Annotated in this window: 20 protein-coding genes; 9 read left to right on the forward strand and 11 right to left on the reverse strand. The window is 59.9% G+C overall.

What is annotated here, in order from left to right; translation table 11 throughout:
- The first annotated feature begins 92 nt into the window (after positions 1-92).
- Positions 93-2,195: a cellulose binding domain-containing protein gene (locus JWZ97_RS14940; RefSeq protein WP_205430860.1), complete on the forward strand. Its 2,103-nt coding sequence runs from the start codon at positions 93-95 to the stop codon at positions 2,193-2,195.
- Between the two features lie 8 nt (positions 2,196-2,203).
- Here the strand turns inward: JWZ97_RS14940 and JWZ97_RS14945 are convergent, their stop codons facing one another.
- The 4 genes from JWZ97_RS14945 to JWZ97_RS14960 all read right to left on the reverse strand — a co-directional run bounded on the left by JWZ97_RS14945 (position 2,204) and on the right by JWZ97_RS14960 (position 7,558).
- Positions 2,204-4,201, reverse strand: a complete 1,998-nt coding sequence (locus JWZ97_RS14945; protein WP_205430861.1) for a S9 family peptidase — start codon at positions 4,199-4,201, stop codon at positions 2,204-2,206.
- A 91-nt stretch (positions 4,202-4,292) separates the two neighbouring features.
- Positions 4,293-4,661, reverse strand: a complete 369-nt coding sequence (locus JWZ97_RS14950) for a VOC family protein (protein WP_205430862.1) — start codon at positions 4,659-4,661, stop codon at positions 4,293-4,295.
- A 328-nt stretch (positions 4,662-4,989) separates the two neighbouring features.
- Complete coding sequence (locus tag JWZ97_RS14955; protein ID WP_205430864.1) at positions 4,990-6,639, reverse strand: PepSY domain-containing protein; 1,650 nt, start codon at positions 6,637-6,639, stop codon at positions 4,990-4,992.
- A 25-nt stretch (positions 6,640-6,664) separates the two neighbouring features.
- Positions 6,665-7,558, reverse strand: coding sequence for a dienelactone hydrolase family protein (locus JWZ97_RS14960; protein WP_205430865.1), 894 nt, complete (start codon positions 7,556-7,558; stop codon positions 6,665-6,667).
- An 871-nt stretch (positions 7,559-8,429) separates the two neighbouring features.
- On the opposite strand from JWZ97_RS14960, the gene JWZ97_RS14965 reads away from it, so the two are divergent.
- Entirely contained in the window at positions 8,430-9,587 is a 1,158-nt protein-coding gene (locus tag JWZ97_RS14965; protein WP_205430867.1) for a sigma-54-dependent Fis family transcriptional regulator, read from the forward strand.
- Positions 9,588-9,605: 18 nt separating this feature from the next.
- Here JWZ97_RS14965 and JWZ97_RS14970 read toward each other — a convergent pair whose 3' ends face one another.
- Positions 9,606-10,322, reverse strand: coding sequence for a bifunctional 2-polyprenyl-6-hydroxyphenol methylase/3-demethylubiquinol 3-O-methyltransferase UbiG (locus JWZ97_RS14970; protein WP_205430869.1), 717 nt, complete (start codon positions 10,320-10,322; stop codon positions 9,606-9,608).
- A gap of 309 nt (positions 10,323-10,631) precedes the next feature.
- On the opposite strand from JWZ97_RS14970, the gene JWZ97_RS14975 reads away from it, so the two are divergent.
- Positions 10,632-12,503 carry a twin-arginine translocation signal domain-containing protein gene (locus tag JWZ97_RS14975; protein WP_205430870.1) on the forward strand — a complete coding sequence of 624 codons (1,872 nt, stop codon included), beginning with the start codon at positions 10,632-10,634 and terminating at the stop codon, positions 12,501-12,503.
- A 131-nt stretch (positions 12,504-12,634) separates the two neighbouring features.
- Here JWZ97_RS14975 and JWZ97_RS14980 read toward each other — a convergent pair whose 3' ends face one another.
- Complete coding sequence (locus JWZ97_RS14980; RefSeq protein ID WP_205430871.1) at positions 12,635-12,877, reverse strand: YheU family protein; 243 nt, start codon at positions 12,875-12,877, stop codon at positions 12,635-12,637.
- A gap of 137 nt (positions 12,878-13,014) precedes the next feature.
- On the opposite strand from JWZ97_RS14980, the gene hflK reads away from it, so the two are divergent.
- Both hflK and hflC read left to right on the forward strand, forming a co-directional pair.
- The gene (hflK, locus tag JWZ97_RS14985) at positions 13,015-14,004 is read left to right on the forward strand and encodes an FtsH protease activity modulator HflK (RefSeq protein WP_240342364.1); all 990 of its coding nucleotides are present in this window, start codon (positions 13,015-13,017) and stop codon (positions 14,002-14,004) included.
- The gene (gene hflC, locus JWZ97_RS14990; protein WP_205430872.1) at positions 14,001-14,954 is read left to right on the forward strand and encodes a protease modulator HflC; all 954 of its coding nucleotides are present in this window, start codon (positions 14,001-14,003) and stop codon (positions 14,952-14,954) included. Before hflK ends, hflC begins: the two co-directional genes overlap by 4 nt.
- A 61-nt stretch (positions 14,955-15,015) precedes the next feature.
- On the opposite strand, the gene JWZ97_RS14995 is transcribed toward hflC, so the two are convergent.
- The 5 genes from JWZ97_RS14995 to JWZ97_RS15015 form a co-directional block, all read right to left on the reverse strand.
- The gene (locus JWZ97_RS14995) at positions 15,016-15,609 is read right to left on the reverse strand and encodes a hypothetical protein (protein ID WP_205430873.1); all 594 of its coding nucleotides are present in this window, start codon (positions 15,607-15,609) and stop codon (positions 15,016-15,018) included.
- Positions 15,610-15,640: 31 nt separating this feature from the next.
- On the reverse strand, positions 15,641-16,105 hold the full coding sequence (locus tag JWZ97_RS15000; protein ID WP_205430874.1) for a hypothetical protein: 465 nt from the start codon (positions 16,103-16,105) through the stop codon (positions 15,641-15,643).
- Positions 16,106-16,252: 147 nt separating this feature from the next.
- The gene (locus JWZ97_RS15005) at positions 16,253-17,437 is read right to left on the reverse strand and encodes a HEPN-associated N-terminal domain-containing protein (protein WP_205430875.1); all 1,185 of its coding nucleotides are present in this window, start codon (positions 17,435-17,437) and stop codon (positions 16,253-16,255) included.
- A 158-nt stretch (positions 17,438-17,595) separates the two neighbouring features.
- The gene (locus JWZ97_RS15010; RefSeq protein WP_205430876.1) at positions 17,596-18,171 is read right to left on the reverse strand and encodes a hypothetical protein; all 576 of its coding nucleotides are present in this window, start codon (positions 18,169-18,171) and stop codon (positions 17,596-17,598) included.
- Between the two features lie 80 nt (positions 18,172-18,251).
- Positions 18,252-18,770 (reverse strand): hypothetical protein, encoded by a 519-nt coding sequence (locus JWZ97_RS15015; protein ID WP_205430877.1) that lies wholly within the window; start codon positions 18,768-18,770, stop codon positions 18,252-18,254.
- Positions 18,771-18,810: 40 nt separating this feature from the next.
- On the opposite strand from JWZ97_RS15015, the gene JWZ97_RS15020 reads away from it, so the two are divergent.
- From JWZ97_RS15020 to JWZ97_RS15035, 4 genes are all read left to right on the forward strand, one after another.
- Positions 18,811-19,134 carry a hypothetical protein gene (locus JWZ97_RS15020; RefSeq protein ID WP_205430879.1) on the forward strand — a complete coding sequence of 108 codons (324 nt, stop codon included), beginning with the start codon at positions 18,811-18,813 and terminating at the stop codon, positions 19,132-19,134.
- A gap of 629 nt (positions 19,135-19,763) precedes the next feature.
- Positions 19,764-20,954 carry an MFS transporter gene (locus JWZ97_RS15025; protein WP_205430881.1) on the forward strand — a complete coding sequence of 397 codons (1,191 nt, stop codon included), beginning with the start codon at positions 19,764-19,766 and terminating at the stop codon, positions 20,952-20,954.
- Between the two features lie 43 nt (positions 20,955-20,997).
- Positions 20,998-22,107 (forward strand): NADH:flavin oxidoreductase/NADH oxidase, encoded by a 1,110-nt coding sequence (locus tag JWZ97_RS15030; protein ID WP_205430883.1) that lies wholly within the window; start codon positions 20,998-21,000, stop codon positions 22,105-22,107.
- A 374-nt stretch (positions 22,108-22,481) separates the two neighbouring features.
- Positions 22,482-23,582 carry a hypothetical protein gene (locus JWZ97_RS15035; protein ID WP_205430885.1) on the forward strand — a complete coding sequence of 367 codons (1,101 nt, stop codon included), beginning with the start codon at positions 22,482-22,484 and terminating at the stop codon, positions 23,580-23,582.
- Positions 23,583-23,594: the final 12 nt, after the last annotated feature.

A 23,594-nucleotide genomic window follows, 5' to 3' on the forward strand; every position in this document is an offset into this window, starting at 1 on the left:
CGTTTGCTACTTTATGTCGGGCGGCCGGGCCCGATTCAGCGGATGGGGCCGCACCGACACCTCTCCTCGTACCCGTCGATAAGGACATTTACATGCCTGCGAAAGCGCTCAAACGTTCCCGCGCAACCTTTCCCCTGCTCTTGGCACTATCCACGACGACTTCGGCCCTGCCTCTGGCGGGCAACACGCCGGGAGTACTGTCATTCGGAGTGGGCAACAACCCCATAGGCGGTATCAGCCGCCTGAGCGGCATGCCGGTGGGCTACCGTTACCAGTATTTCACCGGTGGCCTGGGTGGCAACGACTGGCGCAACTGGAACTCGCCCGACGGGGCGTTCGCCGATCTCTGGCTGAAAGAGAGCCGCGACGCCGGGCTGACGCCGGTAGTGACCTATTACAATCTCGTGCCGGCCACGCCGTACGCCTACGAGGACCCGCCGTTCCGCAACCTGCAAACGGCGGCCACCATGAAGGCCTATTTCGAGAACTGGATCTTCCTGCTGCAGCGCATCAAGGCCTATGGCGATCCGGTGGTGGTGCATCTGGAGCCGGACCTTTTCGGCTATTTCCAGTGGAACGACAGTGATCCGGCCAACACAGCGGTCGCCGTGGCATCCTCGGGGCTGCCGCAGGCCATTGGGTACGAGAACAACGCGCGCGGTTACGCCAAGCTGATGGCCGCGCTGCGCGACCAATATGCGCCCAACGTGGTCCTGGGCTGGCATGCCTCGGCCTGGGCGACCCGCACCGACCTGATCCTGAACCAGGGCGATCCGGAGGCGATCGGGCTGGCGACGGCAAACTTCTACCGCGCGCTGGGGACTGCCTTCGACGTGATGTTCTCGGAATTTTCCGACCGGGATTCCGGTTACTACCAGGTCAACGGACAAGCGCAGCGCTGGTGGAAGCCGGAAGATTTCGATCGCTACCGCCGTTTCATCGCCAAGCTGTCGTCCGAACTGGGCCAGGAAGTCATCCTGTGGCAGATCCCGGTGGGCAACACCCTGTACCGCAGCGGCAACAACACGACCGGCCACTACCAGGACAACCGGGCAGAGTATTTCCTGCAATCGGTACTGGAAGGCGGCGATACGACCCATTTGGAGCAATACCGGGACGCCGGGGTGGTGGCCTTTTTGTTCGGAGCGGGTCAGGACGAACAGACCCGGTATTTCGACGCGCTCGAAGACGGCGTGACCAATCCCCCGGCCATCGATAACCGGACCTACAACCACACCGACCATCTCAACGATCGCACTGCGCTGAATGCCGACGACGACGGCGGATTTCTGCGCGCCGGGATAGGCGAATATTACGCGAACGGCGCGCTAGCCCTGAACCGGGGTTTCGTGGCCTGCAACGACGGGGTCGACAACGACGGCGACGGCGCGACCGACTACCCTGCCGATCCGGGCTGCGTCTCGGCTAGCGACGGCGACGAGACCGATCCCTTGCCGGTACCGGCCGTCTGCGCCGACGGGCTGGATAACGACGGGGACGGGCTGACCGATTATCCGGCCGATCCGGGTTGTGCCTCGGCCACCGACGCGGATGAATCCAACCCGCCGCTGCCGACCGAACTGCCCGCTTCGCTGAGGATCACCGGCGATTGGGGCAGCGGCTATTGCGCCGACGTCGCGGTGACCAACGGCACCGCCGCCGGCGTGGTCTGGAAGACCACGTTCACGGCGCAGGGACCCATACAGAATCTTTGGAGCGCGACCTACACCCAAAACGGCAAGCAGGTCGAGGCGCAGGGAGCGGAGTGGAACACGACCCTCGCGGCAGGCGCGACGGCGAACTTCGGCTTCTGTGCGGAACGCACGTCCGTCACTCCGGTATGCAGTGACGGGCTGGACAACGACGGCGACGGACTCGCCGATTATCCAGACGATTCGGGCTGCAACTCGCCGACGGACACCGACGAGACCGATCCGATACCCGGCAGCGTGAGCGCGGCACTGAGCATCGATTCGGACTGGGGCAGCGGCTATTGCGCGACGGTGGACGTGAGGAACTCGGGCCCCACATCGGAACTCTGGCGGATCAGCCTGGCGATCGAAGGTCAGGTCGATAACCTGTGGAACGCGGTTTATACCCAAGCCGGCCCGACCTTGAACGCCGCCGGTGCCGATTGGAACAAATCGCTGCCCGCCGGCGGCTCCACCCAGTTCGGATACTGCGCGCAACGCTAGGCAGCCGCTTACTGGAATTTACGCAAGAAGGCATCCAGGGCGCCGAAGAACTGCACGCGGTCCACTTCGCGGGACAGGTGGTGATCGCCGTGTTCGAGTTCCAGGTATTGGAAGTCCTTGAAACCCGCGCTTTCCAATTCTTTCGCCAGATCCTGCGAGTGGCTGACATCGACGCTCAGGTCGTCGGTCCCATGCGCCAGCAGCAGAGGCGTATGCAGCCTGGCGGCTTGCTGCAGGGGCGAGGTATCGTTCAGCCGGTCACGGTCGGACCACCGGCGCCCCAGCTTGCGGTCGGCCAACGCCGAGCGTAGCTGGTAATCGAGCCAGCGGGCGTCGTTCAGCTCATCGACCAAACGCGTCAAATCGGTCACCGGGGCCAGGCTGACGGCGCAACGATAGAGCTCCGGCGTCTTGATCGCACCCATCAGGGCCGCGTAGCCGCCATAACTTCCGCCGACGATGCAAACCTTCTGGGGATCGGCCAGTTTCTGCTGGATCAGCCAGTGCACGCCATCGGTGATGTCGTCCTGCATTTCCAGACCCCAGCGCTGAAAGCCGGCGCGCTCGAAATCCGCGCCGTAGCCGGCCGATCCGCGAAAGTTGAGGCGCAGCACCGTCCAGCCCCGGTCCGCCAGGAATTGGGTCCATGGATCGAAGCCCGCCACGTCGCGCGCCCAGGGGCCGCCATGCGGGAAAATGATGGCCGGTCCGGGCCCGGTGCCGGCGCGTGTCGGCCGAGTGAGGTAGCCCTCCAGCTCCAGTCCGTCGCGCGCTTTGAATTTGACGGTTTGAGGCGGGCTCAGTCGGGCATCGGCGAGCAGCGGGTAGGTCTCGGCAATTTCGTCGAGGAAGCCGGTGTCTTCGTCCATCGCGTAATAGACCGGAGCGCGGGCCGCGTTCGACGACGACACGATATGCCGCCTGCCGGCGCTGCTGACGATGACGTTGCTGCGCTGCGGCAGGGCCTTGTCGATGGCGGCCTGCAGGCGTCGGCCCGACTCGTTCCAGTAGGCGAATCGGAGCGTGTCGGTCGCGTAGCCCACGCCGATGACCCGGTCATGGGCCGCGGAATAGATCAAGGCCCCGGCGACATCGTACTTGGGATCGGCGTAGACGAGTTCCGGCTTGCCGGCGGCGTTGGACAAGCGAATGCGGAAAACGGCTTTGCGGCCCTGGTGTATGCCCCGCACGTACAGCAGGTCCGGATCGGCGTCGAAACCCAGTGGCTCCAGGGCGTCGGCGTGGCCTTGTTCGTATTCGCCCAGGGTGCGCCACTCCCCGCCCTCCGGCGGACGGTAGACGATGCTCAACTTGCTCTTGTTGACTCCGACCCCGACGCGTACGCGGCCTTGCAGGTCGGGAAACCAGTGGCGCACGTTGCCGGGGTTGCCCGCCACCCGCTCCTTCTCGCCGCTGTAGACGTCCAGCCGGTAAACGCTCGGCGCGCCCGCCTGCCTATCGTCCAGCGACAGCAAGACATGGCGCGGGTCGCCCGGAATGCGGAAATAGCTGTCCTGGATTTGCGGAACATAGCGATTATTCAGACCCGGCACGTCGACCCTTATCAGGTCGTCCTTGAGTTGTGTGCCGTCGTGGTTCACCGCGAACAGACCGGTTCGTACGAACTTCAGGCGGGCTGCGCGATCCGCATACCACACCCGCACCAGCAGGCGTTCGTCGTTGACCCAGTTGTAGCCGTTGATGTGAAACTTTTGGTTGTCGCTGCGGACGACGATATGCCGGTTTCCGCCGCCCACGCGGTCCTGAGTCACCAGGATCGTGTTGCCGTCCAGGTTTTGCAGGAAAGCGATGCGGTTGCCATCGGGCGATAGGCTGATGTGCTCGACCTCGGGCAGCGCGGCGTAAGCCTTGACGGGCAACTCCCCGGCCCGCTCGGGCAAAGGGTTTGCCGACGTGGCCGGCCGCTGTGTTACGCCTCCGGAACAGCCGTAAAGCAGCATGAATCCGAATAGGACGATCGCCGATTTGCAAGAAACTCCCGACATATAAATTCCTTTATGGAAGCGGATGGTTACGACATCGATGGGTGAGGCCGCATACCTGAATCCGGAACTTCAGGATCAGGGCTGACGGTCTTCATGTAGGGCGGTGACTTGGATGAGTTCGAACCGCGCCGAACGGGTCTGCTGTAAACGCCCGCTCGACGCCCGGAAGCTCGGCATCTTCGAGCACCGTGTAGCCTGCCGAGCGCAAGGTTTCGATGAGCCGGTGTAGATCGCGCACCACAAACGCGGGATGTGCCTTGCCCGCCGCGCGGAAAGAAGGATCGACACCGAGATGCAGCTGTAGGCTTCCGCATGCGAACCACAAACCGCCTCTTGCCTGGAGGGGTTCCGGTTTCGGAATTTCGCGCAGACCGAGCATGCCGGCATAAAAGCCGCGTGCCGCCGGTTCGCCGTGGGCCGGCATGGCCAGTTGCACATGATCGAGTGCGATGACCGTCATCGGAATCCTTCGAAAAACGGCGGGTTGGGGAGGTGGCCCGGAGCCGGACCGTTCGATGGGCGCTTGGAACGCCCGTGTCATGGACGGGGAATAAGTGCCGAGCCTCTCCGTCCAGGATTGCTCAGCATGTCCGGATCGGTTCCGGGAGGTCTACAAACCGGCGCTCCTGCCGGTTTGGAATCGCGCTTCCCTGCGCCGGGTGGGCCGCCTCTCGGAGGTCCTACTGGACGGACCGGCTCCCTCGATCTGTGGCCAGGGTGTCCTAACCCCAACGACTCCACCCGGCCTGGCCGGAAGCCGCCACATCCGTCCCGCCTGCGCGCGTGGCTTATCCTGCCACCGCGGATTCCGTCGCCGGTCGCGCCGCCACCGCGGGTATTTTCGCTTCCTGGCGAGCGCGCTTCTTCGCTTTGAAGGTCACTTTCAGGCGTTGCCAGGCCAGCCAGACCGCCGTCGCGCTCAGCGTCAGTCCCAACGCGATCCAGGTCAGCATCCAGACGTCCCAGACCGGGCGTTTCTGCAGCCAGCCGAAATCCCAGTAGTGCAGCAGGTTGAAGGCCCAGCGATAGACGCGTCGGCTTTGATCCTGCTTGATCAGGACACGGCCCTCGATCGGATCGATATAGAGCCGGCTGCCGGAGGCGTCGGCGAAGTCGACCCGCGATACGGGCAACTGCCGTTCCCAGGTGCCGCGGCCGCGGCGCGGGTAGTAATAGCTGTCGTATTCCCCCTGCGCCACGTAGCTTGCTTCGGCTTCCTTGCCGACCAGACGACGGGCGGCGTCCAGCACGGCCGCGTCGCTGAAGCGGGTCGCCGCGCCCTCGATGGCCTGAGGCTGGCGGCGGCCGTCCGGCGTGTAGGCCAGCAGCACGGCCTCGCCGGCCAGGCGTCGCCAGCCGAGTTCGACGATGCCGTCGGCGTCCTCTCCGGTCAGCGGGGCCGGTTTCCAGTCCTTCATCACGGCCGGGAGCTCCGATCCCACGAAGCCAGCCAGCTCCGCCCGGGTAGGATTGCCGTTGGAGAAGATCAGCCACGGATTGGTGGACAGGTAACCGCTGAGTCCCCAGCCCAAGGCGAACACCCCACCGATCAAGCCGCCCCAGAAGTGCCATTTCCACCAGAAGTCGCGGTAAGGCTGGGTACGCCCCTGAGAGTAGGTCGGTTTGCCGAACCAGCCCGGCCGCCAGCGCAGCCAGCCGATGATGATGCCGGTCAGACAGGCCGCCGTGGCGCCGAAGCCGACCCACGATTGCACGTTGTGACGGGTTTCGCCCGGGCTCAATACATCCAGGAACTTCAACAGATGGATCCAGTTCCCGGTGTAATACAGGCCGCGCTCGAAAGACGTGGAAGCCCGATAAACCTCGCCGGTGCGGGCCGATATCAGCAGCTCCGTGCCATTGCCATCGTCGACCGCGATGCGGTGAAACGGCTTCAAGGCCTCCTGGTTGCCCAGGGTGCTATCGGTATCGATGGTGTCGACGTAGGCGACCGGCGTGCGGCCGAAATCTTCCCCGTTCACCCACTGGGACGCGATGCGCAATGCATCTTCCACGCTCACCCTATGCAGCTTGCCGTCCACCGCGGAAATGGCAAAACGCCTGCCGGGGCCGTTCTCCACCAGCCAATAGGGCTGGCCGGCGGAACGCACGAGACGGGCGTCGACGATCACGTCCGGTGCCACGGCGGATCTGCCGCCCGCACGCGCCTCACCGGCGCCGCGCTGGGCTTCTCCGCGGCCGGCCAATATCTCGGCGACCGCCGTCTTGCGTTCCTCGGCACTACGTTCCCAGGCCTCGCCCAGACTCAGCCATCCGCTGGCGGGCAGCAGCTTTTCAGCATGCGCCAACTGCTGGGGCCGGTTCTGGTTCAGGTTCTCCGAGTACATGATGACCACGCCGGAGGCGAACCAGGTCAGCATGAACAGGGCGAGCACCACGCCCGTCCAACGATGTATCCAGTAAAGCGAACGTTTCATCGGGCTCCCCCTCTAGTTAGCTAGATTACGCGCGAAGGTTTTTGTTGAAGAACGCTACGGTCCGTTGCCAGGCCTGCTTGGCGGCGTTGTCGTCGTAGCGCGGCGTCGTGTCGTTGTTGAAGCCGTGCTGCACGCCGGGGTAAATGAATGCCTCGTAACGGGTCTTGGCTTCCTTGAGCGCGCCTTCGTAGGCGGCCCAGCCGGCATTGATGCGATCGTCGTTACCTGCGTAATGGATCAGCAGCGGGGCCTTGATCTTGGCGACGTCTTTCGTCGGCGGCTGGTTGCCGTAGAAAGGCACGCCCGCGGCCAGATCGGGAACCCGCGTGGCCAGATGGTTGACCACGCCGCCGCCGTAGCAGAAGCCGACCGCGCCCACCTTGCCGTTGCTGCCCGGCAGGAATTTGAGTAAGCCGGCCGCCGAGACGAAATCGGCGCGTGTCTTGTTCTGGTCCAGCTTCTGGAACAGATCGCGCGCCTTGTCCTCGTCGCCGGGGTAGCCGCCCAGCGGATAAAGGGCGTCGGGCGCGAAGGCGATGAAATTGTCCACCGCCAGCCGGCGGGCGATGTCCTCGATGTGCGGGTTGAGACCGCGGTTCTCGTGGATCACCAGGACCACCGGCAGCTTGCCTTCGGCCTTGGCGGGCCTGGCCAGCAGGCCGCGTATCTTGCCGTAGCCTTCGATCGTCGTCGCGTATTCCTCGTAGCTGGTCTTGATGCGGGGGTCGTCGTTCTGCACCTGCGCCGCTTCGGCAAACTTGGGGCTCAAGGCCTCCAGCAGCCCGGCCGCGGTGATGCCTCCGACGGCGAACTTGGCCGCCCCCTCCAGAAATCCGCGGCGACTGGTCAAACCGTGAACATACTTGTCAAAAAGCTTCAGCACTTCCGGATGAAAGTCGTCTGCAGTTTTACGCGACATGAAAAAACCTCCGAGTTCGATGTAGGAAATAACGATGGGTGTTTGCTCGACCGGTCCGGGTAGCCCCGGACCGGCGCAGCGATCTGGCAGGTCGCTCGTCGTCCGATGACTGGGAGCGCTTTGCCCGCTCCCCGAGTAGAGCGTACGGGGGCGGTTAAGCGACGGGATGTTGCCCGCGCCCCATCCTGCCTGAAAACAGCACAGATGGAGCAGTCTTCATGCCAGTTCTATGGCGCCGACAAATCGGCTTGCGCCTGGCCGAGCGGGCCGCGATTTAAGGTGTGGACGCGAAAACCGGCCTCCCGCGTGCGCCCATCACGGGCAGGATGCTGCTGCAGAATCAGCAATGAAGATGGTCGCGTGCTGATTGGTGAACAGTGGCCATCGCATCGGCCGGCGTGCACGCCCGGCGGAGAGCGGCGAAGACGCGCCGGCCAGTCGAAGCCCGCCAAGCCGCGCATCATCTCGGCGGCAAGCGCGAATTAAGGGTGTTCGATGCCCCGATATGGGGCGGCCCAAACAAAGTGGCACCGCTATTGCTTGACCCACGAGTCCCCTTTGGGTTCGGGAACGCGGGAGGCAAGTGTTTCCTGTGGCCGAACCTCCGCGGTTTTACGCCGCTTACGCCGAGAACAGCGCGCGTCGCTCGCGGGTATCGGCGGGTTGACGGACTCGCGTCGCAGCCGAGGCCGAGCTTTTTGATAGTCCGCAGTGAGCTTAGGAAGAACGCATTCATCCAGGAATGGACAGTCGATTGGGCGGTACGCGGTCGACCGCGCCCGGCAGCCGAGCTTGTCGCTCATGACGCTATACCGCAATAACCTGCGATTCGTCATGCAGCATTCCAAAAACACGAGAAGATGCGCAAATCATGGAAATAAATTCAGCCGATATAGAGGCCAAATCATCCGCCGGGGCCGACCAGTCGACGGTCCTCACGTTCTCGCAGCCGCGGTCGATGACGCTCTCGGTGCGCGCCAGCGCCTTGGTTTTCGAGGACAACGTGTCGCGCCGCTTGCTGGACCAGATCCAGCGCATCGCCCCGAGCGATGCCACGGTGCTGATTACCGGCGAGACCGGCACCGGCAAGGAATTGGTCGCCCGGCAGATCCATGCGATGAGCAGGCGCTCCGGCGAGCGCTTCGGCGCCGTCAATTGCACGGCCTTGAGCGAGACGCTGATCGAAAGCGAGCTGTTCGGACATGAAAAGGGAGCTTTCACCGGGGCAGTCGAAAGCAAGGTCGGCTGGTTTGAAACCGCCAATCACGGAACCCTGTTTCTCGACGAAGTGGGTGACATGCCTTTGGGACTGCAAGCCAAACTGTTGCGCGTCTTGCAGGAGCGGGAAGTCGTCCGGGTCGGCGCCCGCAAAGCCACGCCGGTCGACGTCCGGGTGGTCGCGGCCACCAACGTCAACCTGGAGGATGCGGTCGAAGCGGGGCACTTCCGTCCCGATCTGTATTACCGCTTCAACGTCGCCGCCATCCATTTGACGCCTCTACGGGAAAGGCCGGGCGACATCCTGCCGCTGGCCAACCATTTCCTCGAAGTCTACGGCAGCCGCCTGGGTTACTCGGCGACCCTGAGTCCGGACACGGTACGCCTGCTGCTCAGCTACGACTGGCCGGGCAATATCCGAGAACTGGAAAACGCCATCCATCGCGCCCTGCTGATATGCCCCAGCAGCCAGTTGCGGCCCCAGGATTTCAAACTTTCCGGCCTGAGGCCGCAGGTGGCCGCCGCGCCGCCGAGCACCCCGACACTCGAAACCGCTCTGCGTGTCCTGTTCGATGCCGCGCCGCCCAAGCTGTTCGAAATCATCGAGGAGACCGTCATACGTTCGGCTTACGAATATTGTGACCGCAACCAGGTGCAGACGGCGCGCCTGCTCGATATCAGCCGTAACATCCTGCGCCACCGCATGGCGACCTACGAAATCACACGCAGCCCCAAGAACCACCCCAGGTATCAGGAACCGGGCGTCCGCTATTACTGGCCCAACGGCGAAGCTCCTGCGCTGCAGGAATAGCCTCCGCGTAACTATCCATTACAAACTCGCTTCCGGCGGGTCGCCACAAGGACGTCGGCAAAACCCATAGAAAAAGCGCGCACGCTGGTCCGGCCGGCGGCTGCTCGCTTCGAGCGTTTCGGCGATTTCGACGGCGACGAATCCGGCCGCGCGGAGCAGTGCGGTCAATTCGTCGCGGGTAAAGTGATGGGTGCGGTACAGCGCGTTTCCTCCGGTGTCCCGGGAGAGATAGGTATGGCGCTCCCCGGTCAGCGGAAAGTCGTGCTCGTAAAGCCGGGCGTAGTCGGGGTTCAAATCGTCGGAGACGCCGGATGCGGAAAGGTATAGCCATCCTCCCGGGGCGAGCGCGTCATGGGCATTGGCGAGCAGCCGCGCGCGGTCGCCGGCATCGCCGATGATGGAAATCACCAACTGACAGACGACGCCGTCGAACGCGGGTTCGATCAGGCCGAGCCCCAAGGGTGATGCGATGTCCGTCGTCTCGAAGCGTGCGGCGGGCACGGCTGCGCTCGCTTCTGCGATGGCCTTGGCGTTGATGTCCATCCCCGTGACGGAATATCCGCGCTGCACGAGCCGGCGGCTCAGCGCGCCGGCACCACAGCCCAAGTCCAGTATCCGTGCCGGGCCGGCCACGCCGCGGGTGTCCAGCCAGGCTTCCAAACGGGACAGGTCGGTTTTCGTGGGAATTGCTTCCGGGGAAAAGTCCATCCAGTCCAACCGGCTCCGTTCATCCATCTTCATCCTCTGCGGCAATTAGCGGCTCGATTTACTCGTCATGAGCGACTCATAAGCCGTAAGTTATTTCCGGGCATCATGACCGGATACCATTTGTATTTCGACATTCGATAACCCTGAGCCGGTGTGCTGAATAACTAGCAGCCTCATAACACACGCTGTTTGAAGCGCAGCAATTATTATTTATTTAAGCCTTAAAAACCGGGTTTTTCGCTGGCATAGATATTGAGTAACAAGGCGCGGGGATAGTTATTTTTCTATTCTCGATGACTTTATTCGATATCGGTAGATTTTACGGAGAAAAATCTTATGACCAGTAATTCGATTACGCAGCAGTCCACCGAAATAGACGCGCATGCTCACGGCGACACGGACAACCCCGCCCAGGCATCCGCCACGGGGGCTGTCAGCAGGCGCTCGTTCATCGGCAAAGCGGGCCTGCTGACCGCGGCTGGCGTTCTGGCCCCCGCTTTACCCGGCACCGCTCTGGCCGGCAAAGACGAAGGTGGCGACGATCACGGCAAGGCATCGGCCGGGCACGATTTGGCCGAAAAATATCGCAACGATACTCACGGTACCCTGCACACCAGGGAGTTGCGCAAGAAGTCCTTCAAGGCGCGCATCAAGGCGGCCCAGGAGGAGTACGGCTTCGAGATTCCACCGCAACCCAACAACGGCGACGAGGCACGCTACCCGAACGGGATCAGCGTTGGCACCAAGGGTCTGAAGCACGACGCCGAGGGCCACGTCGATCCGGCTTCCTACGCATCCCTGCTGAAAGCGCTGAAATCGGGCAAGCACGAAGACTTCGAGAATATCGTCCTGGGCGGCACGGCCAAGCTGGCCGATCCGGAAGGCCCTCTGACCACCGCCCTGGAAGGCATCAGCAATGCCCAACTGGCGATACCCCTGGCCGCGCGCCTGGACAGCGCGGAACTGGCCGCCGACCACATCGAGGTCTACTGGCAGGCCTTGCTGAGGGATGTGCCGTTCAGCGAGTACCGCAACGACACCTCCAACCCGCTGGTGCTCGCCGCCGTGGATGAGCTGAACAAGCTGCCGGCGTTCAACGGCCCCCGATCCGGCGGCCAGGTCACGCCGGAAACCCTGTTCCGCAGCACCGCCGCCTATGTCGACTACGCCGCCGATGCCAGCGGGAAAACGGGCAAATACGTCGTTCCGCCGGGCACGCTGGAAGGGCCTTATATCTCGCAGTTCCTATTGCGGCCCGTTCCGGCCTGGGGCACCTCTCCCGCCCAGCCGCAGACCCGTCCCATACAGAAAGCGGGGGAAACTTTCGGAACCGACTTCGACGAGTGGCTGAAGCTGCGCAACGGCATCAGCACCGGCAAGACCATCACCACGGAGTCCGGACGCCGGCATATCATCAACGGGCGCGATCTGGCGTGGCTGGCCCGCAATTCCGGGCCTACCTATCTGCATGTGCTGCAAATCCTGCTCACCGCGCCGGTCGCGGGCAATCCCTTGGCCGGCGGCGTGGGCGCGCCCCTCAATCCGGCTAACCCCTACGTCAAGTCCAAGACTTTGAACGCGGGCTCCTCGTTTTCCGGTAGCTTCATTCAGGCATTGGTCGCCCTGGCCGGCCCGTTGGCCATCAAGACCTCCTATTACCAGAACTGGTACGTCAACCGGCGCCTGCGTCCGGAAGACTACGGCGGGCTGGTGCACAAGATCCTGGCCAAGGGCGCGCACTATCCGATCCATGAGGACATCCTCGGCTCCGATGCGCTGGCCCGCACGTTCGCCGCCTTCGGCAGCTATCTCCTACCGCTGGCGAATAACAGCGGCGCGCCGACCCATCCGGGCTATCCGAGCGGGGCGACCATATCTGCCGCCACGCCCGTCACGCTGCTGAAGGCCTACTTCGACGAGAACCATGTGATACCGAATCCGGTGCAGGTGGATCCCATCGATCCGACCAAGCTGATTCCGTATGTCGGCGCGCCCCTCACCGTCGGCGGCGAGTTGAACAAGCTGGTCAACAACATCGGTTATGGCCGCAATTTCAACGGCTTCCATATCCGCTCGGACATCTCGGCTTCCCACACCCTGGGCGAGGCGCTGGCCATCAGCATACTCAGAGACCAGCGCTTTACCTATAACGAAACCTTCGCCGGATATACCTTCACCAAGTTCGACGGCAGCCAGATCAGCGTTTAACGCGATACCGGAAAAGGCCGATAAATCCCAAGAGATTTATCGGCAATCGCCCACGGGAAACCCGATTTCCCGTGGGTATCTATGGTTTAAAGAAACCTGCGGCAGCGTTCATTCATACCCTGCCATATTCCCTACCCTCGTATGCTTTTGACCAGTTCCGGCGGCAGTTGCTGCCGGGCGATGATGGTCACACCGCCATCCTCTTCGTCGTAGACGACAAATGCGAGCCCGCGCTCCAGCTCACGTTCGATCATGGCTACCTTGTCCGCCAGCGTCGTCTCGATTTCGCCGTAGTCGGTGCCGTCTCGGGTGACGAATTCCTCGATGAGGCCTCGCAAGGCTTCGACACTGAGTTGTCGATGGGGTATGAGCATGGGCAAGGCTTTGTCTCGTGTTGGTCTTATGGACTCGCGATCGTCGGCGCGATGTCGCATCATGTAATTTCAGGCCGGCGTCGGATCAAGCCGGCCAGTCACTCCGGAAGTCCGGCCGTTCCATCTAGGTATGAGGGATGAACATGACAGACACGACACCCTGGGGCGAGCGCGTCCCGCCCTTCTCTTCCGCATTTTCGCCGATACGCCTGGCGCTGGTCCTGCTGGCCATCGTCATTTTGTGGTCCTCGTATTTCACCATTCCCGCCGAGTCGGAGGGCGTGGTTCTGCGCTTCGGCGAGTTTATAAAGAAAGTGCCGCCCGGTCTGCATTTCAAACTGCCGCTCGGCATCGACCATGCCATCGAGGTGCCGACCCAACGCCAGCTCAAGCTGGAGTTCGGTTTCGCTACCGAGGAATACACCAATCCCGACCAAGTCGGCCCAGAGCCACAAAAAGAACAGTCCATGGTGACCGGCGACCTGAATGCCGCCCTGGTCGAATGGGTCGTGCAATACCGCATTACCGAACCCGAGGCCTATCTGTTCGACGTGCGTGCGCCGGGCCAAACGCTGCGCGACCTGTCCGAATCGGTGATGCGGGAGATCATCGGCGACCGCACGGTGGACGAAATCATCACCATCGGCCGGCAGGAAATCGAGGACACTGCCCTGAGCCGGCTGCGCGAGCTGTCCCAGCGCTACGGCCTGGGGGTATCGGTCAACCAGGTGCAATTGAAGAATGTCGATCCGCCCAAGCCGGTGCAACCGTCGTTCAACGAGGTGAACCGCGCGCAACAGGACCGCGAGAACGCCATCAACCTGGCCAACGGCGAATACAACAAGGCCGTGCCGCGTGCCCGCGGTGAGGCGGACCAGAAGATACGCGGAGCCGAAGGCTATCGCTTCAAGCGCATCAACGAAGCGGAAGGCGATGCCTCGGCCTTCACCGCCGTGCTGGAACAATACGTGAAGGCACCGGACGTCACCCGCACGCGCATCTATCTGGAAACGCTCGGCGAGGTGCTGCCGCAGGCCAAGCAGACCATCGTGGTGGACGAGTCGGTGCAGCAGATCCTGCCCATGCTGCCCCTGCCCGCCAGACTGCCGCCGGAGGAAGCCAAATGAAGTCTTCGAGCTTAGGCACGGCTCTCGCCGTCATCGTCCTCTGGCTGGCCTATCTTTCGGCCTTTACCGTCAACCAGACCGAGCAGGTGATTCTCACCCAGTTCGGCCGGCCGGTGCGCGAACCCATCGCCGCGCCGGGCCTGCATTTCAAGCTGCCGCTGATCCAGCAGGTCACCCGCATCGACAAACGCTACCTGGCCTGGGACGGTCCCATGGTGGAAATGTCGACCAAGGACAAGACCTATATCCAGGTCGACACCTTCGCGCGCTGGCGCATCACCGATCCGATGCGCTATTTCCTGCGGCTGCGGGACGAACGTTCCGCGCAGTCGCGCCTGGAAGACATACTCGGCAGCGAGACCCGCACTGCGGTCGCCCGCCACGAGCTGATCGAAGTGGTGCGCATAGACAAGGACCGCAAGCCCCTGCAGGACGAGAGCGGCGCCGCCGCCGTGGCGACGTTGCGACCCATCCAGTACGGCCGGCTGGACATCGAAAAGGGCATCTTCGACGCCGCCGCGCCCAAGCTGGCCGAGTTCGGTATCGAACTGCTGGACATCCGGCTCAAGCGCATCAACTACAACCCGCAGGTGCTGGAACGCATCTATCAAAGGATGATCAGCGAGCGCCTGCAGATCGCCCAGCGCTTCCGTTCCGAAGGCGAGGGCGAGGCGGCGCGCATACACGGCCAGATGGAGCGCGACATCAACGAGATCGAATCCACCGCCTACAAGCGCGTGCAGGAGATCCGCGGCGAAGCCGACGCCAAGGCCACCGGCATCTATGCCAAGGCCTACACCCAGCGCGCCGAGGCGGCCGAGTTCTACCGCTTCCTCAAGAGCATGGATACCTACGGCAAGGTCATAGGCAACGACGCCACCATCGTCCTGTCGACCAACAGCGATTTGTTCGCCCTGCTCAAGCGGGTGGAGCAGAAACCGAAGCCGTGAACCCTTATGGCCCCGGCCTTCAGGCCGCGATGATCGCGGGCTAACGCCCGCTTAGCCGCCTTCACTTGGCAAGAGAGTTCGGCGTGAGGGTGGCACTCAGGGCGGCGCTCATGTCTTGGTCAAGTGTCTTGACGCCCTTGATGACGAAGGCGCCCCCGTTTCGCCAGAAGGTACGCGTGTTGGCCAGTGATTCCGAATTTTGCGTGTTCAGTACACGCACATCGATGAGCACTTCGGTGCCACCTTCGACAATGACTGGGATGCCAATGGTTAGCCGCGGACCCAACTCACGCACGACGACGAATACGAGGCGCTCTGGCTTTGGAGTTGCGGCAGCAACCAAACGGATGAGCCCTTCGTCTGACGGGAGTGGATCTTGGGCCGGCCAGCGATTGATCCCTGCTACTGCCAGGAAACTTGTACGACCCAGGAAGTCTTCAATTCCTCGGAGAGCAGCAGCCTCGCGTAGCGGCGGCTCCTTTTGGTCGGGCCGCCATTGCGGACTCCAGTAGACGACTGTTGTTAGCGCTTGCGCGCCGGCCTTGCACAGGGGCTCCCTGATGGCGGATCCAGTTGTCTCGATCTTGGTAGATGCGCAACCGACCAAGAAGACCGACAAGGCTGCGACCGGTGCGAAAGCGAGGATACGTTTCATGGGTGGCATTTCGGAGGCGGCTAACGTGGAGCTAAGGGGCGCCGCGCTTTTGCGGCGTCCCGCTTGAACGTCGGGTTGAGCAATGCTTGCCTTGCCTCTGTTTAGCTGTCGTGAATAGCCAGTATATGGTGACTACAGCGAGCGAATATGCGGCCGATAACGCAGGAAATATAATTGCGGCAAATACATTGCGGCCGCTATCCCCAAAGTAGGCATCCATATTTCTTTTATCTTCTTTCGTCCAAGTGACTTCCTCATCGGGTGTCCATACTCCATCGCCATTCCTGTCGAGAGGGGCAATCTGTTGATCCAGATACCAGTCATAGCCCAACCATAAAACAATAACAGTCGCGCTCATTAAACCCGCTGATATCACAAATGCAAGAGCAAAACCTTTGACACCCCGAAATCGTTTTTTAATTCCAAAGCAGACAACTACCGGCACGGACAGGAGTGCAATCAGAATAGCTATTTGTATTAGCTGACCGAATGTCATTCCTTATGCCCAACGTTACGGTAAGGGGCGCGCCGCTAACGAAAGCGAAACGAAGCCGCCGAACCTTGAATAAAAACGGCACTTCAAAACCGCAAACGGGCGGCGCGTCCCTTTGACCAACTTGTTAGGCCCAAGCAATACAAACCATTAAATAAATGATTGGGGATTAAATCTTCTTAACGGTAATTCAAGTTCAAAAAAACATTCTTGATCTGCTGTGCCTTTTTCAACGCAATGTTCATTTTCACAAAATATTACAACCGATTTTTTTCCACCTGGTTTTGAACTTGGATATACTAGGCCGTAGATTTTTTCATTGTCGTTCTGCTTGTGATGAACATAACGAAGATGTTCCGTTATGATTTGCGTAGGAACATAGTCAATATGTTCACGACCATCTTTTTCAATAGGTGCTGAAACAGCTTTTACAAATTCATTCAGAAATTCAATTTGCTGATTGTTGTAATCAGCATCTTCAAAAAACCCCAGATACGGTGGGATTTTACTCAGGTCAACCAAAACAATATCTTTTAAAAGTTTGAATTTGGCTACAGTCGCAATGTGATCTTCTTTGTGCTCTGCTTCAGAGTATGTTTCTTTTATTGCCGTTCCTATATCGAAAGCTCCATAGAACATTGGAATTCCCGAAGGGCTCATTCTATTTGGATATTTTGCCTTATTCGCTGGCGGCGGTGCTAACTCAGAAGCTTTTGTAAGCTTTTCTTTTTTATGCTCAATTCTGACACGATATAAAAACGTACCTTTGGTTAGCGTTTTATATAAGCCTATTCGCGAGATAACATTGCTCAATGCGGGTAAAAAGGCGCTGGGACGTATTGGTTCATAAAAGTGTTCATCATCAAGTTGGTGAAAAGTATATCTATGCCGTTTGACAACCTCAGCGAATTTTTCCCAACCAGCATTTAAAGCTTCTGATTCTTCATAATGATAATAGGGCGTTTCACACCATACACGGTCACTTAAAGATTCTTCAACATCATTCCGTAAAGATTTTTCTTCGGTTAAATCTATATCTTTATCGTCTAATAATTCAACTATGCCAAAAGTTTCGCCGTCCTCAAAATTAACTAATGCATCGAGAGGATTGCAATATGCGCTATCAACGTGTCCAAGAAAAAATTCTATGAATTCATTAAATTCAATTGTTTTAGCCCTATTTTTACCACAATAATCACAACTTGATTTATCACCATTATTTTTTATAAATTGCTTTATATGCTTATCGCTGACGCAGTGATTACAAACACGACTATCAATACTGGAATATCCGTATTCTGACTCCCTGTCTACTCTTCTCTTGGTTTGTCCCATAAATATAATTGCTTAGATAAAGAGTTAGTATTTATAAGGAAGCCTAACGTAAAGGTAAGGTGCGCGCCGCTGACGAACGTTCAACGAAGCCACCGAACCTGATTTAAAAGCCAACCTTCAAAACCGCCAACGGGCGGCGTGTCCCTTTGACCGAAATGTTAGCCCCCGAATACTGGTGCATTGAGAAACATTACAAGTTCCAGGGCGCGGAGCGCTGATACGCTGTACCCAATCTTAGTATTTACCGAGTTGTGAAAAGTTGCAAACCTACTGTCTTTTTGGTGCTGGTCAAGTTTAGTCAAATAGCTACGGTATTTTGATACCTGACTCACCCTATAGTTATGCGGCCTCTCTCGATACACAAAGGCATAGATTTTCGAATCCCAGATAGCAAATCGCTCCGGTGAAACAAAATGCAGTAGCTTTGAAGCACCAACAAGTGAGTTGTTGACGAGGCGAGCCAATTGCTCAATCTCGTCATCTGTGAGTACGCCAGTCGTTTTGGCTTTGGTCAGCAACTCAGCGGCTTTGGGCAGATCAATGTTTGGCGATTCGGGATATAGTTCAAGGACTGTCGGCATCCAGCCATACACCATGTGAGCACCGCATACTACATCTTCCGGACCAAAAGACTGCTTTGCAGCGAAGTAGCTCAGAAGATGCGGATAGGAAAGGATATAAGAGTCGTCCTGTAAGACGGTTGTATTTGGTTCAAGATTGAAGATGTCTGTCATATCTTTAATAGTGGCTAACGTGGAGCTAAGCCGACCGGTGGAGCATAGCGGAACCGGGTCGGCTTGAGTGCCTAGTTATGCTACTGGTCGGCGCTACCGGTTGAAATTTCCTCATAATTTTTCATCATGTATTTGTTCACGGTCTGAGTAAATCGTTCATACGCGGCTTTTTGTGCCTCACCGTTCAACTTAACTATCTCTTCAATTGCTATCGCCACAATCGGTGCAATTACAGCAGCCGATGCAGTTGTTCGTCCACGGAGCTGATTAACCTTTTTTTCAAACCTGTTAACGCTTTCCGGTGCTTCAGTAGTAGTGAACTTCTCAGCGGGTTCATCCACGGTATAACTTGCGGCTCTGGTTATTGAGTCCTGTAGGTAGCCGTTTACTTTGGATTTAGCAAGTCGGTATAGGTCAGCCGCCTCTTGTCTCTGTGCGTCGGTAACATTCTTAAGAGTTTTCAATTCGGCAGCTTTGGACTGAGCCCAATCGACCTTCTCGTATGCCAAGCGAAGACCGTCAGTGTTCTTCACATTGAAGCATCCGGTGAGGCTGAGCAGCAGACATGACATCGTTGTTAATTGCACGCTAAGTTTCATGTAATGATCTCCTGTTGCATAACGCAGAGGTAACGCGCGCATGAACGAGATAGAAAAGGGCGGCGACGTGGGTAGCGTCGCGTTGACCGCCGAGTTAGACGCGTTAAAAACCGCGAAAAAGAAACTGCCATACGTGGGCCGGGGAGGCGGAACAGCCAAAAAAGGCGGCGCGTGTCCGCGCTGCGGTAATACCAGCAAATATCGGTTCCGTGATGGGCGCTGGAAATACTGCACAAACTGTGGCTATGACCGGATTGAGGAAGGACTCTTCGACTCCGCGCGGCATGATGCAAAACGCGGAAAGCCGGTTGCGCAAGATCGGGTCGATAGAGCCTTAGCATACTTCCGCAAAGTGTATACCTAACGAATGAAGTTGAAGGGCGTGCATTTTATTAAGCAAGATAACCGTAAACTGTCCATTATCACTTGCCGATAAAACCGAAACTGATGCGCTACCAAAGCACGTCCCTTCCAACGGACGTTGGGCAGCATATCACCGGCCCAGTCCGTTAACGCGGAATCGGATATGTGTTTGGAAAATCGTCCTGGCGAAGCGCTGCGTCGCTGTCCGCATCAACGCGTTGTGCGGCAGCTATGCTGCGCTTCGCTCAATATCATATTTTTCCAAAAGCATCTATCGCGTTCCGTCGATAATGTGATCGAAACCACTATATGTCTGCTCAACGTAAAGTAGACGGCAGTTTGCCGTATAAGAAATCCTAATGGCTTAGTCAAGGCGCCGTATAAGCCCGAACGCTACGCCGTGTAATAATGGCTGTCAACGCGATAGCCCTATATTTGGCTATCGACATGACGGCTAACACGGCACGCATGAACGACAATTCTTCAGAGTATGCATCGGCAAACACGGCGGGTAATAGCTCAATAGGTTAGGATGACGAAAGAAGCCCCAACGCTGTGGTCCCGGTCAGCCCAAATGCAGAGGTTCGCAAACTCATCCCAGCCCACCGGGCTGGCTTCCGGAGATTCCGCGTGTTCAAGTCTTTGTTGCAACTGCCGTCCGCGGTCTGGCTGTTCGGCCTCATCAGTCTGCTGAACGATGCCGCCAGCGAGTTGATCTATCCGCTGGTGCCGATCTACCTGGCTTCCGTGCTGATGGCGGGCCCTCAGGCGATGGGGCTGATCGAAGGCGTGGCCGAGACGGTGAGCAGCCTGCTCAAGCTGTTCTCGGGCGTCGTCGCCGACCGGGTGCGCCGAACCAAGTTCCTGGTGGTCCTGGGCTACGGCCTGGCGGCGCTTTCCCGCCCCCTGCTGGCACTGGCCGCGAGTTGGCCAGTGGTGCTGGCGCTGCGCTTCGCCGACCGGGTGGGCAAGGGCTTGAGGGCCTCGCCGCGCGACGCCATGCTGGCCGCCAGCGTATCCGCCGACAAGCGCGGGCTGGCCTTCGGTCTGCAGCGGGCCATGGATCACGCCGGCGCGGTGATCGGCCCGCTGGCCGCCACGGTCTTGTTGGCCGAGTCCGTCCCGCTGCGGGACGTGTTTCTGTGGTCGCTGATACCGGGCCTCGCCACCATTGCCCTGGCGGCTGCCATCCAGGAGCCCGAGCGCGATCCGGACATCGGCAACACCAAGCTGGATTGGCAATTGCGGGCCTTCCCGTCAGCCTACAAACGCTACCTCGCGGTGCTGGCCCTATTCACCCTGGGCAATTCTTCCAACATGTTTTTGCTGCTGCGCGCCCGCGAGCTGGGCATGCCGGATTATCAGGTTCCCTTGTTGTGGGGCATGACCTCGCTGGTGGCCATGCTGTTTTCCAGCCATCTGTCCGCACTTTCCGATCGCATCGGCCGGACACGGATGATCGTGGTCGGCTGGGTCGTTTACGCGCTGTTCTACCTGTTCCTCGGCCTGAACGGGAACAGCCTGACGCTGCTCTGGCCGCTGTTCGCCTTTTACGGCCTGTTCATGGCCGCCACCGAAGGCGCGGAAAAGGCCCTGGTCGCCGACTTCGTGCCGCAAGCCCAACTGGGTACCGCCTACGGCTGGTTCAACCTGACCACCGGCATCCTGTTGCTGCCGGCCTCGCTGGTATTCGGCGCCCTTTGGCAGGCCGTCAACCCCGAAACCGCTTTCGGCTTTGCCGCCGGCTGCGCGCTCGTCGGGGCATTGCTGCTGCGATTTTGGGTGAAGCATGATGAGCCCGAGGTGCGCCCTACCGATTGAAGGCCGCACGCTTCGTTCTTATCCCGTCACGAGACTCCCCGCCATGAGTGCACTATTCAGCCCTATCGAACTGGACCGTCTGCAACTGAAAAACCGCATCGTCATCGCGCCCATGTGCCAGTACTCGGCCGAGGACGGTAAGGCCACGGACTGGCATCTGATCCACTACGGCCAACTGGCGTTTTCCGGCGCCGGCCTGCTGATCGTCGAAGCCACCGCCGTCGAACCGGCAGGCCGCATTTCACCGGGCGATCTGGGCCTCTGGTCGGACGACACGGAAGCCGCGCTGGCCCGGGTGGTTCAGGGCATCCGCCGGTATTCGTCCACGCCCTTGGCGATACAACTGGCCCACGCCGGCCGCAAGGCCTCCACGGGCATACCGTGGGAGGGCGGAGGGAGCCTGCCGGTCGGGCGGGGCGGATGGCAAACCGTCGCGCCTTCCGCTCTGCCCTATGCGCCTGGCGACACAGTGCCGGAAGCGCTGGACGAAGCCGGCCTGGAGCGCATCCGCCTAGCCTTCGTCGCCGCGGCGGAACGGGCGGTACGCGCGGGCTTCGACGCGATCGAACTGCATGCCGCCCACGGCTACCTGATGCACGAGTTCCTGTCGCCGATTTCGAACCGGCGCACCGACGACTACGGCGGCTCGCTGGATAACCGGCTGCGTTTTCCGCTGGAAATTTTCCAAGCGGTGCGCGATGCCGTCGCGGAAAACATCCCGGTCGGCATACGCATTTCCGCGACCGATTGGGTGGAGGGCGGCTGGGATCTCGAACAAAGCGTGGAATTCGCCCGGCGTCTCAGCCTGCTGGGCTGCGCATTCGTCCATGTGTCGTCGGGCGGACTTTCGCCCCTGCAGCAGATACCGGCCGCGCCCAATTTCCAGGTGCCTTTCGCCACCCGCATCAAGCAGGAAGCCGGCTTGCCCACCCTGGCGGTCGGCCTGATCACCGAACCCGAGCAGGCCGAAGCCATCGTCGCTTCCGGTCAGGCCGACCTAGTGGCGGTCGCCCGAGGCGTGCTCTACGACCCCCGCTGGCCCTGGCACGCCGCCGCCGAGCTCGGCGCGCATGTGGATGTCCCGCCCCAGTATTGGCGCAGCGCCCCGGCCGCGCGGCCGGATCTCTTCTTTGCGCACAGGTCGGCTACGTAAAGCGCCGGTGCGCGGGCTCCCAAGTCCGATCTTGGGAGCCAAGCCCAGGACACCCCAGTTTTCTGTTCCACACTATCATCGGGGCGGCGACATCCACCGCCTTGTCTATCCGGTTTAAGCGCCACTTGCGTTAAGAGGCATCCCGCCACCGGAGCTCAAGAATGCGCAAGACCGGTCGATTTAGTGATTGCTGCGATTGCTGCGCCGGTTCACCGGACCGCAGTCATTACGTCGCCCGTCCGCTCCGAAGCGCGCTAAAGGCATACCAGCCCTGGTCGATTAGAAATTCCGGTACCGATTGAGTGGCTGGCTTTTTGAACTCTTAACCCTACAAAATCAAGGTCATGAGCAAACAAGCAACGAAGGGAAACCCTATGATAGAGCGCTTAGCCGTGGCGGATTTAGCGATCCCGGCTTCCTGGCCTTCCACTCCCAATCCGTACGGCGATGCTTGCCACTGCGCCACTCGGCGGATCGCTCTCGACCTGGGCTTGATCACACACGGCCAGGTTCGGGACTTCGACCGCGGCCAGTTTGCGCTGCTCAGCGCTTACGCCTATCCCTACGCGACGCCGGAACGCCTGAATCTATGCAATGACTGGCACAGCTGGCTGTTTTTCTTCGACGATCAAGCCGACGAACAAATTCAAATCGGCAAGCAGCCGACTTTGCTCCGCCGGTACATGGAAGCCTGCCTGGACCTGCTCCGGGGAGGCTCGGCACGCCCGAATCCGACGCCGCTGGAGCGGTATACCCTGGATATCCGGAATCGGATGTGCAGGCTCATGAGCGCGTCCTGGATGCAGCGGTTTGCCGACGACGTCGAGGATTATCTGTACAAGGGCACCTTGGAGGCGGCGCGCAACTGGACGGATGACCGCGTCCCGGATTTAGCGTCGTATCTGGTTCAGCGACGTTACGATTCGGCCGTTTATACCTGTCAGGACTTGATCGAGCTGACCGGGCCGGCTCTGGAACTGGGCTCCGTGCTCGGTGATCCGGCCTTGCAGACCTTGAGGGATTGCTGCGCCGACGTGGTGGGCTTGAGCAACGACATCTTTTCTTATCAAAAAGAGGTTGTTGTCCACCGCAATCCGAACAACCTGCTGCAGGTATTGATGGTCAATCACCGGATCGATCTTGACGAAGCGATTCATAGCGGAGTGGCGCTGATCAATGCCAAGGTCGGGCAGTTCATCGCCAGCGAACAGGACATCCTGTCCCGATACGGACATGGGAACGCGGCCTTGCAAGCCTATCTGCACGGATTGAAAGCCTGGATGCGCGGAAATGTGCTCTGGTCCTATCAAACCGGGCGTTACGGCCTGGTCGACGAGCAGCTCCCGCCGCGCTGTGGCGGATATTTGCCCTATTCCTTGTTGCCGGCCAACAAGGTGTCGGCGCTCGGGCTTACGTTCGCATCAGGTCATGGTCGCAACCCAATCGGAGCGGACATGTCGGCAACTCGCCCTTGAGGAATGCGGCGG

Source organism: Methylococcus sp. EFPC2, from assembly GCF_016925495.1.
Classification (GTDB): Bacteria; Pseudomonadota; Gammaproteobacteria; order Methylococcales; family Methylococcaceae; genus EFPC2.

Coding starts and splice junctions, on each gene's coding strand:
- JWZ97_RS14940 (WP_205430860.1), top strand. CDS start 93: ATGCCTGCGAAAGCGCTCAAACGTTCCCGCGCAACCTTTCCCCTGCTC.
- JWZ97_RS14945 (WP_205430861.1), bottom strand. CDS start 4,201: ATGTCGGGAGTTTCTTGCAAATCGGCGATCGTCCTATTCGGATTCATG.
- JWZ97_RS14950 (WP_205430862.1), bottom strand. CDS start 4,661: ATGACGGTCATCGCACTCGATCATGTGCAACTGGCCATGCCGGCCCAC.
- JWZ97_RS14955 (WP_205430864.1), bottom strand. CDS start 6,639: ATGAAACGTTCGCTTTACTGGATACATCGTTGGACGGGCGTGGTGCTC.
- JWZ97_RS14960 (WP_205430865.1), bottom strand. CDS start 7,558: ATGTCGCGTAAAACTGCAGACGACTTTCATCCGGAAGTGCTGAAGCTT.
- JWZ97_RS14965 (WP_205430867.1), top strand. CDS start 8,430: ATGGAAATAAATTCAGCCGATATAGAGGCCAAATCATCCGCCGGGGCC.
- JWZ97_RS14970 (WP_205430869.1), bottom strand. CDS start 10,322: ATGGATGAACGGAGCCGGTTGGACTGGATGGACTTTTCCCCGGAAGCA.
- JWZ97_RS14975 (WP_205430870.1), top strand. CDS start 10,632: ATGACCAGTAATTCGATTACGCAGCAGTCCACCGAAATAGACGCGCAT.
- JWZ97_RS14980 (WP_205430871.1), bottom strand. CDS start 12,877: ATGCTCATACCCCATCGACAACTCAGTGTCGAAGCCTTGCGAGGCCTC.
- hflK (WP_240342364.1), top strand. CDS start 13,015: ATGAACATGACAGACACGACACCCTGGGGCGAGCGCGTCCCGCCCTTC.
- hflC (WP_205430872.1), top strand. CDS start 14,001: ATGAAGTCTTCGAGCTTAGGCACGGCTCTCGCCGTCATCGTCCTCTGG.
- JWZ97_RS14995 (WP_205430873.1), bottom strand. CDS start 15,609: ATGAAACGTATCCTCGCTTTCGCACCGGTCGCAGCCTTGTCGGTCTTC.
- JWZ97_RS15000 (WP_205430874.1), bottom strand. CDS start 16,105: ATGACATTCGGTCAGCTAATACAAATAGCTATTCTGATTGCACTCCTG.
- JWZ97_RS15005 (WP_205430875.1), bottom strand. CDS start 17,437: ATGGGACAAACCAAGAGAAGAGTAGACAGGGAGTCAGAATACGGATAT.
- JWZ97_RS15010 (WP_205430876.1), bottom strand. CDS start 18,171: ATGACAGACATCTTCAATCTTGAACCAAATACAACCGTCTTACAGGAC.
- JWZ97_RS15015 (WP_205430877.1), bottom strand. CDS start 18,770: ATGAAACTTAGCGTGCAATTAACAACGATGTCATGTCTGCTGCTCAGC.
- JWZ97_RS15020 (WP_205430879.1), top strand. CDS start 18,811: ATGAACGAGATAGAAAAGGGCGGCGACGTGGGTAGCGTCGCGTTGACC.
- JWZ97_RS15030 (WP_205430883.1), top strand. CDS start 20,998: ATGAGTGCACTATTCAGCCCTATCGAACTGGACCGTCTGCAACTGAAA.
- JWZ97_RS15035 (WP_205430885.1), top strand. CDS start 22,482: ATGATAGAGCGCTTAGCCGTGGCGGATTTAGCGATCCCGGCTTCCTGG.